Here is a 14,250-nt window from a genome sequence, read left to right as displayed (position 1 = left end):
AAGACCAGCGCGTCTGGATTCCCGCCTTCGCGGGAATGACGGAGGGTAGTGACGGTCACACCACCGTAAACCCGCCCCAGAACGGATCCTCACGGTCGATCCAGATCGTGTTGAACCCGGTCGCGATCGCCGAGCCTTCGATCGACGGCACGATCGCCGGCTGTTCGCCGATCATCGTCTCGGCCTCGACGCGCCCGATGAAGCGGCTGCCGATATAGCTCTCATGCACGAAGCGATCGCCCACCTTCAGCCGCCCGGTCGCTGCCAGATGCGCCAGCCGCGCCGAGGTGCCGGTGCCGCACGGGCTGCGATCGATCGCGCGCTCGCCGTAGAATACCGCGTTGCGTCCGTCCGCGCCCTCGCCCTTCGGCTTGTCGGCCCACAGCACATGGCTGACCCCGCGGATCGTCGGCTCGACCGGATGGACCGGCTCATAGACCGCACGCACCAGCTCGCGGATCGTGCGGCTCAGCTCGACGATCCGCGCCGCGCCCAGATCGTCCAGCCCGGTGTACGCCCCCTGCGGCTCGATGATCGCATAATAATTGCCGCCGTACGCGACATCGATCGACAGCGCACCGAACCCCGGCACGTCGATCTCCAACCCCTGTGTCGCCAGATAGGCCGGCACGTTGCGGATCTTCACCGAGCGGACGCGATTGCCCTCCGCGACATAATCGATGTCGATCACCCCGGCAGGCACCTCGACGCGCAGCCGTCCCGGCTCGCGCGGGGTGATCAGCCCGTTCTCCAGCCCGAAGGTGATCATCCCGATCGTCCCGTGCCCGCACATCGGCAGGCACCCGGAGGTCTCGATGAACAGGATCGCCGCATCCGCATCGCCGCACGGCGGGTATAGGAACCCGCCCGACATCATGTCGTGCCCGCGCGGCTCGAAGCACAGGCCGGTGCGGATCCAGTCGAACCGCGCCAGGAAATCCTGCCGCCGCTCCGCCATGCTGGCACCCCGCAGCAGCGGGGCGCCCCCGGCCACCAGACGGACCGGATTGCCCGCCGTGTGGCCGTCGATGCAGAAGAACGTGTGGCGCATCAGGCCGCGACTGCTTCCTTGAGGACCGGCCGCGTCGCCGCACACTTCTCGACCATCGCGATCACCTCGGCCCGGCGTGCGCCTTCCAGCGGAAGACGCGGCAGACGCACGCGCTCGGACCCGCGGCCCATGATCTCTTCGGCCAGCTTGATCGACTGGACCAGATCATGCTCGGCATCGAGGTGGAGCAGCGGCATGAACCAGCGATAGATGCGCCGCGCCTCTTCCCAGTCGCCGCGATAGACCGCCGCGATCAGCGCCACCGACTCCTGCGGGAAGGCGCTGGTCAGCCCCGAAACCCAGCCGCTCGCACCGAGCAACATGCCCTCCAGCGCGACGTCGTCCAGACCCGCCATCACGATATAGCGATCGCCGAAACGATTGATGACGTCGGTGAAGCGGCGCGGATCGGGCGCGCTTTCCTTGACGGCGACGATGTTCTTGACCGGCTCCAGCAGCTCCAGCGTGTTGAAGTCGACCGACACGCGATACGCGGGCGGGTTGTTGTAGAGCATGATCGGCAGCCCGGTCGCCTCGGCGACGGTGCGGAAATGCGTCGCCAGCTCGTTCGGCGTCGGGACATAGACCATTGCGGGCAGCAGCATCAGCGCGTCGATGCCGATCTCCTCGACTTCCTTCGCGAAGGTCGCCGCGCGATGCGTCGTGAATTCGGACACGCCGCACACCAGCGGCACGCGCCCGCCGACCGCCTCGACGCCTGCGCGCAGCACCGCATGCTTTTCCGCGACGTCCAGCGAGTTGTTCTCGCCGCAGGTGCCGAGCAGGATCAGCCCGTCCACGCCGTCCTCGACCAGCGCTACCAGACCGCGCTGCGTTGCATCGATATCGACCGAACCATCAGCCGCGAACTGCGTCGTCGCTGCCGGATAGACGCCTGTCCACATGCTCGAACCTGAAACCACATCATCCTCCTGATCAATGGTATTCGTATACGATATAAAGTCAGGTTCACCAAGCTATTTGTGCAGGGGCAGCGCGAAGGTGCGCGCGAGGCCGTGGTACAATTTCTCAGGGCAGATGAATTGGCTAGCGCCGTCGGCGACGAAGGCGGTGGCGAACATTGGCAGCATCAGCCCCCGGCTGCCCGTAGTCTCGGCCAGGATGATGACCGCCGTCAAGGGCGCCCGGACCACGCCGGCGAAATAGCCGACCATCCCCAGGATCACGACCGCCGAGGCCGGCGAGTCGGCGAAGATCGGCCGGAGCAGATTGCCGATCCCCGCCCCCACCGCCAGCGACGGCGCGAAGATACCGCCCGGCAACCCGGCGATAGCGGTAGCAAGCGTCGCCAGCAGCTTGGCCGGTCCGAACCACAGCGGCGCATCCACCCCTCCGATCATCGCCCGCGCCGCGCTATATCCGGTGCCCCAGGTCAGCCCGGTGCCGCATCCCAGCACCGCGACCACCATGCCGCACCCGACCGCAAACCAGACCGGCCGGCGCTTGCTCCAAGCCGCCAGCGGATGGGCGCCATTGGCGAGCATCAGCATGACGCGCGCGAACGCCCCGCCGGACAGCCCACCGACCAACCCCGCGACACCCGCGACGACCAGCGCCGATCCGATCGGCATGTGCGCGCCGACCAGCCCGAAATACAGGTAGTCGCCCTGCACCGACTGCGCGACCATCCCGGCGATCACGATCGCGCCGACCACCAGCAGCGTCACCTTCTGCTCATAGGCGGAGGCGAGTTCCTCGATCGCGAACAGCAATCCCGCCAGCGGCGTGTTGAACGCCGCCGCGACCCCGGCCGCGCCGCCGGCGATCAACACCCCGGCGCGCAACGGCACGCGCAGGATACGGTGCGTCAAGCCCATCACCGCAGCGGCGATCTGCACGGTCGGTCCCTCGCGCCCCACCGACGCGCCGGAAAGCACCGCGGCCAGCGTCAGCGCCGCCTTGCCGATCACGGTCGGCAGCGACACCAGCGACCGCGTCGCCGCTTCGGGATCGGCCTGCGCCGCCATCACTTGCGGGATCCCCGACCCGCGCGCCAGCGGCACGTAGCGGCGCGTCAGCCACACCAGCGCCCCGAACGTCAGCGGCGTCGTCACCAGCGGCAACCACCGATAGCGCCGCGCCAGTCCTGCGAACAATTCGCCGCACGCATCCGCCGCCAGCGCGAACACCGTCGCCGCCAGCCCGATCGCCACCGCCCCGGCGAGGATCGCCAGTCGCGCGCGCAACCGGCGCGCCCGCGGCCGTTGCGAGCGGAGCAACGCCCGCATCCGCGTCGGCGTCCATCCGAATGGCCCGCCGCGCGATGAAGATTGCTCCGTCATCCCGACGCCTTACACGCCAGTCACGCGGAAAGGCCAGCGTGAAGCCGGACGGCAGCTCTCCCTTAAGGCGTGGGCGCGACGCCCGATCCGTCACCCCGGGGTCTCGCTTCCGCTCTCCGTCGTTGCGAAGGAAGCGCCCGCCTACATCTCCCCGCGCGCGTGGCGGATCGCGTACCATTTCTTCACATTGGCGTTATGCTCGGCCAGCGTGTCGGCGAACACATGCCCGCCGCTGCCATCCGCGACGAAATACAGCGCCTTCGTCTGCGCCGGGTTCAGCACCGCATCGATCGACAGCCGCCCCGGATTGGCGATCGGCCCGACCGGCAGCCCCGGCGAAGCATAGGTGTTATAGCCGTTCTTCGCGCGCAGTTCCGACTGCCGGATACGCCGCCCCAGCGGCCGCCCCTTGGTGATCGGGTAGATCACGGTCGGATCGGCCTGCAACGGCATGCCCAGCCGCAAGCGATTGCCATAGACTGCCGCGACCGTCCGCCGCTCCTCGGGCTTGGCGGTTTCCTTCTCGACGATCGAGGCGAGGATGATCGCCTGTGCCGGGGTCGTGACGACCGCCGCCGGCTTGCGCGTCTTCCACGCCGCGGCGAGATACGTCTTCATCGCCGCCTGCATCCGCGCCAGCACCGCCGCGCGCGGCTCGCCGCGCTCGAAGGCATAACCGTCCGGCAGCACCGATCCCTCGGCGGGCACCTTGACGTCACCGGTCAGCGTCTCGGCCTTCATCAAGGCATCGCGCACCATCACCGACGGCAGCCCCTCGGGCACCACCACCAGCCGCTGCACCGCCTTGCCGCCCTGCAAGATCGCGAGCACCTGCGCCGCGCTGGCGTGTTCGGGGAAGGCATATTCGCCCGCCTTGATCGGCGCGTCCGACCCGAAGATCCGCGCCTGCACGCGGAATTTCCGCGCCGAACCGATCACCCCGGCCTTCTCCAGCGTCCGCGCCGCGGCGGCGAGGCTCGACCCCTCGGCGATCTCGACATTGGCGGCGCGCGGCAACGGCCCCGCGCCCTTCCAGCCGTATCCGACCCAGAAGCCGGCCGCGATCAGCAGCAGGCCGGCGACAAGAGCAAAGCAGCCGAGCCTGCGCATGACCGACGCCTCAGATCGCCTTCATCACCAGCGACGCATTGGTGCCGCCGAAGCCGAACGAATTGTTCAGCACCGCGCGCACCTCACGCTTCCTGGCCTGATGCGGGACGAGATCGACGCCCTCGGTCCCCTCGTCGGGATTGTCGAGGTTCAGCGTCGGCGGCACGATCTGGTCGCGCAGCGCAAGGATGCAGAAGATGCTCTCCACCGCGCCCGCGCCGCCCAGCAGATGCCCGATCGCCGACTTGGTGCTCGACATCGACGCGCCCGACAGATCGTCGCCGAACACGCGCTTCGCCGCCGCCAGCTCGATCGTGTCGGCCATCGTCGAGGTGCCGTGCGCGTTGATGTAATCGATGTCGGCCGGGGTCATCCCGGCCTTGCGCAGCGCCATCCGCATCGCCAGCTCCGCGCCCTTGCCCTCCGGGTGCGGCGCGGTGACGTGATAGGCGTCGCCCGACAGGCCGTACCCGACCACCTCGGCATAAATTTTCGCGCCGCGCGCCTTGGCGTGCTCATATTCCTCGAGCACGATCACGCCCGCGCCCTCGCCCATCACAAAGCCGTCGCGATCCTTGTCATAGGGGCGGCTGGCCTGCTCGGGACGATCGTTCATGCTGCAGTTGAGCGCGCGCGCCTGCGCGAAGCCGGCGACGCCGAGCGGATTGACCGTGCTCTCCGCACCGCCCGCCAGCATGATGTCGGCGTCGTCGTCGCGGATCATCCGCGCGGCGTCGCCAATCGAATGCGCGCCGGTCGAACAGGCGGTGACCACCGCGTGATTCGGCCCCATCAAGCCGTACTTGATCGAAACCTGACCCGAAATCAGGTTGATGAGCCGACCGTGGACGAAATGCGGGCTCACCCGGCCCGGACCGCGCTCGTGCAGGTTGACCGATTCGATCTCGATCCCCGGCAAGCCGCCGATCCCCGAACCGATCGATACGCCCGCGCGCATCCGCATCTCTTCGTCCATCTCGGTCAGCCCGGCGTCTTCCAGCGCCTGCCCCGCGGCATCGATGCCATAGACGATGAACGGGTCGACCTGCCGCTGGACCTTGTGGTCCACGCGCTTGTCGGGATCGAAGCCATATTCATGGTCCTTCGGCTTCACTTCGCACGCGATCAGGCACTTTTGCCCGGTGGTGTCGAAGCGCGTGATCGGGCCGGCACCCGACTTCCCGGCAATAAGGTTCGCCCAGGCGGTTTCTACATCCGCCCCGAGCGGGGTGACGAGGCCAAGTCCGGTGACGACGACGCGACGCATAGGCTTCCCTTCTTCCCGCCCCTTGCGCCTCTCCCACGCATCCGGCGGTCTTCATAAACGAAACGGCTCCCCATCCTCTAGCGAAGGACGGGAAGCCGCTCAAATCTGTTCGACGGCCGGGCGTCGGCACGGGCATGAAGCCCCGCCGCCCGGCGCATCAGGGCGTCAGCCCTTGTGCTCGTCGATATAGGTGATCGCGTCCTTGACGGTCGAGATCTTCTCGGCGGCATCGTCCGGGATTTCCACCCCGAATTCCTCCTCGAACGCCATGACCAGCTCGACGATGTCGAGGCTGTCCGCGCCCAGATCGTCGATGAAGCTGGCGTCCTCGGTCACCTTGTCGGCTTCGACGCCGAGATGCTCGACGACGATCTTCTTCACGCGGTCGGCGGTCTCGCTCATAACTTTCCCTCTTTCGATTTGGGGGGGTGATTTAAATTTCCTGAACGCAGGTAGAGCCCGTTAACCCGCCTGACAAGTCCGCGCGTGCGGCACCTGCCGGGCGAGGGGCTCAAACCATCGCCATCCCGCCGTTGACGTGGATGGTCTGCCCGGTGACGTAGCCGGCCTCCTTCGACGCCAGATACACGACCGCGGCGGCGATGTCCTCGCCCGTCCCCAGATCGCCCGCCGGGATGCGCGCCGTCAACTGCGTTTTCTGCGCCTCGGGCAGCCCGTCGGTCATCGCCGAGCGGATGAAGCCGGGCGCGACGCAATTGACGGTGATGTTGCGGCTGGCCAGCTCCTGCGCCAGCGCCTTGGACATGCCGACCAGCCCGGCCTTGGACGCGGCATAGTTCGCCTGCCCCGGATTGCCGGTCTGCCCGACGACCGAGGTAATCGAGATCACGCGGCCGAAGCGCTGCTTCATCATCGGCTTGGCCGCGGCGCGGATCAGCCGGAACGCGGCCTCTAGGTTGACGCGGATCACCTGATCCCATTCGTCGTCCTTCATCCGCATCGCCAGATTGTCGCGCGTGACACCGGCGTTGTTGACCAGCACGTCGATCCGCCCGCCCAGCGCCGCCACCGCCTGCGGCACCAGCGCGTCCACCGCGGCGGCATCCGACAGGTCGCACGGCACCGCGACATGCCCCTCCCCGCCCAGTTCGGTCAGGAAGGCCTCCAGCTTGGCGACGTTGGACCCCGACACCGCCAGCCGCGCCCCCTGCGCCGCGAGCCCCTTCGCGATCGCCGACCCGATCCCCCCCGAAGCGCCGGTCACCAGCGCGGTCATGCCTGTAAGGTCGAACATTGGTTACTCCGTAGGTTGGTTCACGCGGAGGCGCGGAGACGCGGAGGGACGATGGTTGTTGACGACCCGTCGCACGCCTTCCTTCAACGTCTCACCTCCGAAATTGATGAGCAGCCCCACGGGCTGCTCGGTAAGCCTCAGATACGTCAGCAATTGCTTGCCATGCACTGGCAGCAACTTGTCGACCGACTTCACCTCGACGACCAAACGGTCGTCGATCAACAGGTCGATCCGAAACGCCGCCGGAAAAATCTGACCATCAAAGCGAATGTCCATCGAATGCTGCCGGGAGACGGAATAGCCCATCGCCGCAAGGCGTCCGGCCAGCACGGTCTCGTACACACTCTCCAGCAGCCCGGGGCCGAGTTCACGGTGGAGCCGCAACGCCAGATCGAGAACGTCACCGCTGATGGCGTCGATATCTCTCACCTCTTCTCCGCGTCTCCGCGCCTCCGCGTGAACATCACAGCCTCTTCAGCACCGCCTCGACATCGTCCATCGACACCACGCTCACCGCCTCGACGTCCGGCGCGATCCGCTTCACCATCGGCGACAGCACCTTGCCGCCGAACTCGACGAACTCGGTCACCCCCGCCTCGACCATCGCCAGCACCGACTCGCGCCACCGCACGCGCCCGGTCACCTGCTCGACCAGCAGCCGCCGGATCGCCCCCGGATCGGCCACCGCCACTGCATCGACGTTGGCGAACACCGGCACCAGCGGCGCGCGCAGATCGGCCTCCGCCAGCGCGCCCTCCATCACCCGCGCCGCATCCTCCATCAACGCGCAGTGGAACGGCGCCGACACCGGCAACAGCACCGCCCGCTTCGCCCCCATCTCCTTGGCCAGTCCCACCGCACGCTCGACAGCGACGCGATGCCCCGAGATCACCACCTGCGACGGATCATTGTCGTTGGCGACCGTGCACACCAATGTCTCGCCGGTCTCCGTCAGGATCAGGTCGACCGCCGCGCCGGCGATCGCCTGCGCCTTCTCGACGTCCGCGCCCAGCAGCGCCGCCATCGCGCCCTCGCCGACCGGCACCGCCGCCTGCATCGCGCGCCCGCGCGTCCTGAGCAGCCCCGCGGTCGTTCCGAGGTCCAGCGCCTCCGCCCCGCACAACGCGGTATATTCCCCCAGCGAGTGCCCGGCCACATAATCGGCCTTCTCGGCCAGCCGCACATTGCCCTCACGCGTCAGCACGCGCAGCGTCGCGATCGCATTGGCCATGATCGCCGGCTGCGCATTCTCGGTCAGCGTCAGTTCGTCGCCGGGACCTTCCGCCATCAACCGGCGCAGATTCTGCCCCAGCGCCTCGTCGACCTCGCCGAACACCTCGCGCGCCACCGCCGAGGCATCGGCCAGCGCCGCGCCCATGCCGACCGCCTGGCTGCCCTGACCGGGAAAGATGAACGCGCGCATGAAGGCCTCCGTGAAAATCGCCCGCGCTGCTAGGCCGCGCGCCGCCACCGGGTCAACCACTGGCGATTCGGCGCACTTTCCGCTATGAGGATGTCAGAGGGCCGAAGCGCCCGTTCCAACGCGCGATCGTCTCAACATTCGCAACATTCGCGGCCCAACATTCGGTTGCGCCGGACGCGATTTGTCGTCATAGCGCGACGGCGTCGGGCGGAAGGGAATCACCCTTGCCGCCCTTTGCCATTGGAACGACAGCCGGAGGGGCGTTGCACATGGGGTGCACGTCAGCGATCGGCCAACATGAAGGTACATGCATGGCTCTGTACGAGCATGTGTTCCTTGCGCGCCAGGATCTGGCACAGGCGCAGGTGGACACGCTGGCGGAAACCGCCACCAAGATCGTCGAGGAACGCGGCGGCAAGGTCGTCAAGACCGAGACCTGGGGCCTGCGTTCGCTCGCCTATCGGATCGCGAAGAACCGCAAGGCGCACTACGTGATGCTCGAGATCGACGCACCGGGCGACACGGTCGCCGAGCTGGAGCGTCAGACCAGCATCAACGAGGACGTGATCCGCTACATGACCGTCCGCGTCGACGGCCATGAAGAGGGCCCGACCGTGATGATGCGCAAGCAGGAGCGCGACCGTGAGCGCCGCAGCGACCGCGAAGGCGGCCGTGGCGAGCGTGGTGACCGCGGCGGCGATCGTGGCGATCGTGGCCCCCGTCGTGACCGTGAAGAGGAGGCCGCATAATGGCGCGTCCGTTTTTCCGCCGCCGCAAGTCGTGCCCGTTCAGCGCCAAGGATGCGCCCCGGATCGACTATAAGGACGTCCGTCTGCTCCAGGGCTTCGTGTCCGAGCGTGGCAAGATCGTCCCGTCGCGCATCACCTCGGTGAGCGCCAAGAAGCAGCGCGAGCTGGCGCAGGCGATCAAGCGCGCCCGCCACCTGGGCCTGCTGCCCTACGTCGTGAAGTAAGGAGAAGAGCAGATGGATATCATCCTGCTTGAGCGCGTCGAGAAGCTCGGCGGCATCGGCGACGTGGTGAAGGTCAAGGACGGGTTCGCCCGTAACTACCTCCTCCCGAACAAGAAGGCGCTGCGCGCCAACGAAGCCAACCGCAAGGTGTTCGAGGCGAACCGCGCCCGCATTGAGAGCGAGAACGCCAACCGTCGCGGCGAGGCCGAGAAGGAAGCCGGTTCGTTCAAGGACGCGCAGATCACGCTGATCCGCCAGTCGTCGAACACCGGCCAGCTGTACGGTTCGGTCGCGGTGCGCGATCTGGTCGAGGCGCTGGTGGCCGATGGTCACAAGGTGACCAAGAGCCAGGTGGTGCTGGACCGTCCGATCAAGTCGATCGGCCTGTACGACGTCAAGGTGCAGCTGCACCCGGAAGTCGTCGTGAACGTCAAGGTCAACGTCGCGCGCTCGCCTGAAGAGGCCGAGATGCAGTCGGCGGGTGTCGACGTCATGCAGCAGGTCTTCGAGGAAGGCCGCGATCAGGGCGGCTTCACCGAGGATTACGATCCCAACGCCGAGCCGGGCGCGACCGCCGAGGCTCAGTCGGACGACGCGCAGGGCTGATCGCCTTACGCATCGCCTGCACGAAGAAAGGCCCGCCCGGATCGCTCCGGGCGGGCCTTTCCTTTTGGCACCGCCAGTCGGGGGGGAACGGCGGCGCCTTCGGGGGGCCGTAAAACTTGGAAATCAGGGGACGTTCCACACCGCGCTCACCACGGCGACCAGCGGCAGGAGCGCGAGTGTCAGGGGCATGATCTGCTTCAACATGGCGGCCTTCGCGATCCGTTATCGTCGTTGGCTGCACAATCGCCACCGCCATCAAAGGTTGCGCGGCGCTGAACAAATTGATCCGGCGACCGGCATCTCCGGTGCGACGAACCGCTGCTCGGACGCGGGAACATGCAAGCCTGTCGGCAGGTTCTTCGTTCGAACGCCGCGGGTTGCGGCATCATCGTAATGCGTAGGATCGAAGTCGTGCAGGCGAAGGAGCGGGACAAGCAGGAGCAATTGAGCACGATGGGCCGCGCGCTGCGCACCAGCCTGCGCGTTCCCACCGACACCTACATCACCGGCGACATTCCGACCTTGCTGACCCTGCTCGGCCAGGTGCCCGCCGTTCCGGAACGCAAGCGCGATTAGAGTTTGATCCACCCGGCTTGAACCATCTCCCGTCGTCACCCCGGCGAAGGCCGGGGTGGCGCTTCAGCTTGTATGGATCACACTCCAGGAGTCAGCGCTTGAAGCGTGACGGCGCGTAACGCGCCGCATCGATCCCGTCCGGCATCGCGGTATCGAGCAGCAACGCCGCACCGATCCGCGCGGCGGCCGGCGCGGTCTGAATGCCGAACCCGCCCTGCCCTGCGAACCAGAAAAAGCACGACTCTGCGCTGCCGTACACCGGCAGCCGGTCCGGCGCGAACGACCGCAATCCTGCCCAGCGCCGCTCGACCCGCACCACGCGCCAGTCGACCGCCCGCTCCAGTCGATCGATCGCGATCGCCACGTCCAGCTCCTCCGCCGCCACGTCGTGCGCCGGCACCGGATGCTCGTCATGCGGGCTCAGCCACAAACGTCCGCCCGCCTCCGGCTTGAAATAGAAGCCGCCGTTCACATCGATGACGAACGGCAGCGTCGCGGGCGCCGCCGGATCGGTCTGCAATTGCACCATCGTCCGGCGGTACGGCGTGATCCCGATCGGCGCGACGCCGCAGCGCGTCGCCACCTCGTCCGCCCACGCCCCCGCCGCATCGACCAGAATGGTCGCCTCGAACGAGCGCCCGTGCTCGGTCTCGATCCGCCACACGCCCGCCTGCCTCGACGCCGCCTCCAGCCGCGCGCCGCTTTCTATCCTGGTGCCGCTACGCGTCGCCTGTTGCAGATAGTCACCGTGCAGCCGGGCCACATCGATATAGGCGCAGGTCGGCTCTCCTACCCCCAACGTCCATTCGGCCCGCAGCCCGGGGATCAGCGGCTGCGGATCGACCGCCGACAGCGCGACCGGGGTGGCGGCGAATTCGTCCAGCAGCGCTTCGATCGCCGCCGCATCCTCGTCGCGCCCGATATGCACCGCGCCGAGCGGATCGAGATAGCCGCCTGCCTGTAGCATCGGCCCCGATGCGGTGGTGAGCGGCTGGATATGCGGCCCGCCATATGTCTCTGACCAGAAGGCCGCGGACCGCCCGGTCGCGTGATAGCCGGGCCGCTCTTCCCCCTCGAGCAGCAGCACCCGCGCACGATCGCCGATCGCCGCGGCCAGGCTGGCGCCGGCGATCCCGGCCCCGACAATCGCGATGTCGAAGCTCATGCCGCATGCCGATCGAGGAAGTCGTCGATCGCCGTTATCGCGCGCCGACGCACCGGATCGGCCTCGCGCAGCAACTCGTGCGCCGCTTCCCGCCCGAACCGGACCAGCGTCGCATTCGGCAGTTGCGCCGCCACCTCCGCCGCGGCACGCGGGTCCACCAGCCGATCATTGTCCGCCACCAGCATCAGCACCGGCGTCCTCAGCGTCGCAAGCCCAGGGTCGCGTCGCAATCGCGCGGTCGCGCTGAACGCCTCCGCCAGCCACGCCCAGCTCGGCGGACCAAGCCGCAGGTCGGGCTGTGCCTCCAGCCACCACGCCTCGTCCGAATAGCGCGCATCGTCGGCCGTCAGCAGCCGCTGGCGCGGCAACATGCCCGGCCGTTCATGGCTCTTCCACGCGGGGCGCGTCGGATCACCCAGCCGTCGCATCGCCTGCGCCACCCGCGTTCCCAGCCACGATCCGACCGGCGAGCGCAGCCCCAGCATCGGCGCGACCAGCACCACCGCATCCGCGCGGATCGCGCCGTCGAGCAGCGCACGCAGCACCATATAACCGCCCATTGAGTGGCCGACGATCACATGCGGCCCGTCCTGTTCGCTGGTCCAGTCCCGCCAGAGCCCGGCCAGATCGTCGATCAACGGCGCGAAGTCGTCGCAATGGCCGACATGCGGGTTCGCGCACAAACGTCCCGACCCGCCCTGCCCGCGCCAGTCGAACGCCGTGACCGCCCAGCCGCGCTCATGCCAGTCGGCAAACGACTCCAGATATTTCTCGATCATGTCGCCGCGCCCGCCCTGAAACATCAACGCACCGCGGCCGCGACCGGGCCGGGAGAAACGGCGCAACGGCCATCCGTCGGCCGCACGATCGAAGGACAGGCGAGCGTCGGCCGGCAGGGCGCGGCGCACCGCGGCGGGATCGGTCGTCGTCGGCATCGCGGCATGGTTACGGTTTCTCAAACCATTCCGTCTAGCGCCATGCGGCATGAGCTGGGGATTTCTTGCATGGCTGCTGCCCGTCCTGATGGGCGCGTTGCTGTTGTCGGCGGGTATCCAGGACGTGCGCTCGCGTGAGATCGCCAATTGGAAGAACGCCGCGATCGCGCTGCTCGCGCCGCTGTGGTGGGTGGCGATCGGGCTCAATCCCTGGCCGGGCATGGCGATACAATTCGGCGTCGCCTTGCTCGTCTTCGCCCTTTTCGTCGGCGCGTTCGCGATCGGGCAGATGGGCGGTGGCGACGTCAAGCTGATCGGCGCGCTCTCGCTGTGGCTCGCGCCGCTGCACCTGCTCGACATGCTGTTGGCGATGTCGGTGATCGGCGGCGCGCTGACGCTGGCGATGCTGGTCGAGCATCGCGTTCGATGCCGCACCACCGCGATCGAGGTGCCGTACGGCGTTGCGATCGCACTCGCCGGGCTGCTCGCGCTTCGCGAACCGCTCCTTAACCAATTTATCCAATAATCGCAGGCAGACGGGCGCCGGTGGCGCCGCGCGGGGACAGGGTCATTCATGGACAGTCGCAAGCTCATTCTGCTGGTCGGAGCCTTGATGGTGGCCGCGATCACCGCGTTCGCCGCGCGCTCGATGCTGGTCGGCTCGCCCGCGCCGGAGGCTGCGGCGCTGGCCGCCGCGCCGAAGATCGACGGGCCGGAGGTGCTGGTCGCCACGCGCGCGCTGCCGGTCGGCACGATCCTCGACGCCAGCGCGCTGAAGTTCCAGCCCTGGCCCAAGGAGCTGGTGGAGAACGCTTATTACATGCGCAGCGGCACCGATCTGGGCAAGCTGATCGGCACGGTCGTCCGCCTGCCGATCACCGCCGGCCAGCCGGTGACGCAGGGGCAACTGGTGAAGCCCGGTGATCGCGGCTTCCTGGCCGCCGCGCTCGGGCCGGGCATGCGCGCGGTGACGGTGCCGGTGTCGGCGCAGACCAGCGTCGCCGGCTTCGTCTTCCCGGGCGACCATATCGACCTGATCCTGACCCAGTCGGTCGAAGGCGACGGCCCGCCGCTGCGCGCCAGCGAGACGGTGATGCGCAACCTGCGCGTCCTCGCCACCGATCAGCGCACCACCGATCAGAAGGACGAACAGGGCAACACCGTCGTCCAGACCTTCTCAACGATTACCGTCGAGGCGACCCCGAAGATCGCCGAGCAGATCGCGGTGGCGCAGACGATCGGCACGCTGTCGCTGTCGCTGCGATCGCTCGCCGACAACGCCTCCGAACTCGACCGCGCGATCGCCTCGGGCAGCGTCAGCGTCGGCGACACGCACGACGCGAAGGGCGAGGAAGCGGTGCTCGACCGGCTCCAGAACACGCCGCAGACCGGCAACACCACCTATGCGGTCGGTGCCGACGTCTCGCGCTTCCAGCGTCGCACCGCGCCGCCGCGCGCGAATACGCAACCCGCTGGCCCCTCGATCCCCGGCACGCCCGTCGTCGCTGCCATCGCCGCCGGCCCCAAGGTCCGTATCGCCCGCGGCAATGCCGTGACCGAAGTCTCCGTCGCAGGAAAGAACTGAG

At 67.9% G+C, this 14,250-nt stretch carries 17 protein-coding genes; 6 read left to right on the top strand and 11 right to left on the bottom strand.

Annotated elements, in window-relative coordinates; translation table 11 throughout:
- Positions 1-55: 55 nt before the first annotated feature.
- The 9 genes from SPHPH_RS0103740 to fabD all read right to left on the bottom strand — a co-directional run bounded on the left by SPHPH_RS0103740 (position 56) and on the right by fabD (position 8,409).
- Entirely contained in the window at positions 56-1,051 is a 996-nt protein-coding gene (locus SPHPH_RS0103740) for a 4-hydroxyproline epimerase (protein WP_028965478.1), read from the bottom strand.
- Positions 1,051-1,956, bottom strand: a complete 906-nt coding sequence (locus tag SPHPH_RS0103735) for a dihydrodipicolinate synthase family protein (RefSeq protein WP_037488030.1) — start codon at positions 1,954-1,956, stop codon at positions 1,051-1,053. Before SPHPH_RS0103735 ends, SPHPH_RS0103740 begins: the two co-directional genes overlap by 1 nt.
- Before the next feature lie 72 nt (positions 1,957-2,028).
- Positions 2,029-3,354 carry a chloride channel protein gene (locus tag SPHPH_RS0103730; protein ID WP_028965476.1) on the bottom strand — a complete coding sequence of 442 codons (1,326 nt, stop codon included), beginning with the start codon at positions 3,352-3,354 and terminating at the stop codon, positions 2,029-2,031.
- A 141-nt stretch (positions 3,355-3,495) separates the two neighbouring features.
- Positions 3,496-4,464, bottom strand: coding sequence for an endolytic transglycosylase MltG (mltG, locus tag SPHPH_RS0103725; protein WP_028965475.1), 969 nt, complete (start codon positions 4,462-4,464; stop codon positions 3,496-3,498).
- A 10-nt stretch (positions 4,465-4,474) separates the two neighbouring features.
- Complete coding sequence (gene fabF / locus SPHPH_RS0103720; RefSeq protein ID WP_028965474.1) at positions 4,475-5,731, bottom strand: beta-ketoacyl-ACP synthase II; 1,257 nt, start codon at positions 5,729-5,731, stop codon at positions 4,475-4,477.
- A gap of 165 nt (positions 5,732-5,896) precedes the next feature.
- Positions 5,897-6,133, bottom strand: coding sequence for an acyl carrier protein (locus SPHPH_RS0103715; protein WP_028056834.1), 237 nt, complete (start codon positions 6,131-6,133; stop codon positions 5,897-5,899).
- 109 nt (positions 6,134-6,242) lie between these two features.
- Complete coding sequence (gene fabG, locus SPHPH_RS0103710; RefSeq protein WP_028965473.1) at positions 6,243-6,986, bottom strand: 3-oxoacyl-[acyl-carrier-protein] reductase; 744 nt, start codon at positions 6,984-6,986, stop codon at positions 6,243-6,245.
- A 3-nt stretch (positions 6,987-6,989) separates the two neighbouring features.
- Entirely contained in the window at positions 6,990-7,415 is a 426-nt protein-coding gene (locus SPHPH_RS0103705; RefSeq protein ID WP_028965472.1) for a GxxExxY protein, read from the bottom strand.
- A gap of 34 nt (positions 7,416-7,449) precedes the next feature.
- Positions 7,450-8,409, bottom strand: coding sequence for an ACP S-malonyltransferase (fabD, locus tag SPHPH_RS0103700; RefSeq protein WP_028965471.1), 960 nt, complete (start codon positions 8,407-8,409; stop codon positions 7,450-7,452).
- A 311-nt stretch (positions 8,410-8,720) separates the two neighbouring features.
- On the opposite strand from fabD, the gene rpsF reads away from it, so the two are divergent.
- The 4 genes from rpsF (at position 8,721) to SPHPH_RS0103675 (ending at position 10,564) form a co-directional block, all read left to right on the top strand.
- Entirely contained in the window at positions 8,721-9,158 is a 438-nt protein-coding gene (rpsF, locus tag SPHPH_RS0103695) for a 30S ribosomal protein S6 (protein WP_028965470.1), read from the top strand.
- Positions 9,158-9,382: a 30S ribosomal protein S18 gene (rpsR, locus tag SPHPH_RS0103690; protein WP_007403456.1), complete on the top strand. Its 225-nt coding sequence runs from the start codon at positions 9,158-9,160 to the stop codon at positions 9,380-9,382. The genes rpsF and rpsR overlap by 1 nt, the downstream gene beginning before the upstream one ends.
- A 12-nt stretch (positions 9,383-9,394) precedes the next feature.
- A complete protein-coding gene (gene rplI, locus SPHPH_RS0103685) occupies positions 9,395-9,988 on the top strand; it encodes a 50S ribosomal protein L9 (protein ID WP_028965469.1) in 594 nt (197 codons plus the stop codon).
- Between the two features lie 393 nt (positions 9,989-10,381).
- The gene (locus tag SPHPH_RS0103675) at positions 10,382-10,564 is read left to right on the top strand and encodes a hypothetical protein (RefSeq protein ID WP_028965468.1); all 183 of its coding nucleotides are present in this window, start codon (positions 10,382-10,384) and stop codon (positions 10,562-10,564) included.
- Positions 10,565-10,655: 91 nt separating this feature from the next.
- On the opposite strand, the gene SPHPH_RS0103670 is transcribed toward SPHPH_RS0103675, so the two are convergent.
- Both SPHPH_RS0103670 and SPHPH_RS0103665 read right to left on the bottom strand, forming a co-directional pair.
- Complete coding sequence (locus SPHPH_RS0103670; protein ID WP_028965467.1) at positions 10,656-11,729, bottom strand: NAD(P)/FAD-dependent oxidoreductase; 1,074 nt, start codon at positions 11,727-11,729, stop codon at positions 10,656-10,658.
- Complete coding sequence (locus tag SPHPH_RS0103665; RefSeq protein ID WP_028965466.1) at positions 11,726-12,664, bottom strand: alpha/beta fold hydrolase; 939 nt, start codon at positions 12,662-12,664, stop codon at positions 11,726-11,728. Before SPHPH_RS0103665 ends, SPHPH_RS0103670 begins: the two co-directional genes overlap by 4 nt.
- Before the next feature lie 49 nt (positions 12,665-12,713).
- Here SPHPH_RS0103665 and SPHPH_RS0103660 point away from each other — a divergent pair, with 49 nt between their 5' ends.
- Together SPHPH_RS0103660 and cpaB are read left to right on the top strand one after the other, a co-directional pair.
- A complete protein-coding gene (locus SPHPH_RS0103660) occupies positions 12,714-13,190 on the top strand; it encodes an A24 family peptidase (protein WP_028965465.1) in 477 nt (158 codons plus the stop codon).
- Between the two features lie 48 nt (positions 13,191-13,238).
- Positions 13,239-14,249 (top strand): Flp pilus assembly protein CpaB, encoded by a 1,011-nt coding sequence (gene cpaB / locus SPHPH_RS0103655; protein ID WP_028965464.1) that lies wholly within the window; start codon positions 13,239-13,241, stop codon positions 14,247-14,249.
- The last annotated feature ends 1 nt before the right edge of the window (position 14,250 follow it).

Origin of the sequence: Sphingomonas phyllosphaerae FA2 (genome assembly GCF_000427645.1) — a bacterium.
In the GTDB taxonomy this organism is placed as follows: domain Bacteria; phylum Pseudomonadota; class Alphaproteobacteria; order Sphingomonadales; family Sphingomonadaceae; genus Sphingomonas; species Sphingomonas phyllosphaerae.
The sequence above is the reverse complement of the archived record's forward strand: the minus strand, read 5'-3'. Positions and strand labels throughout refer to the sequence as shown.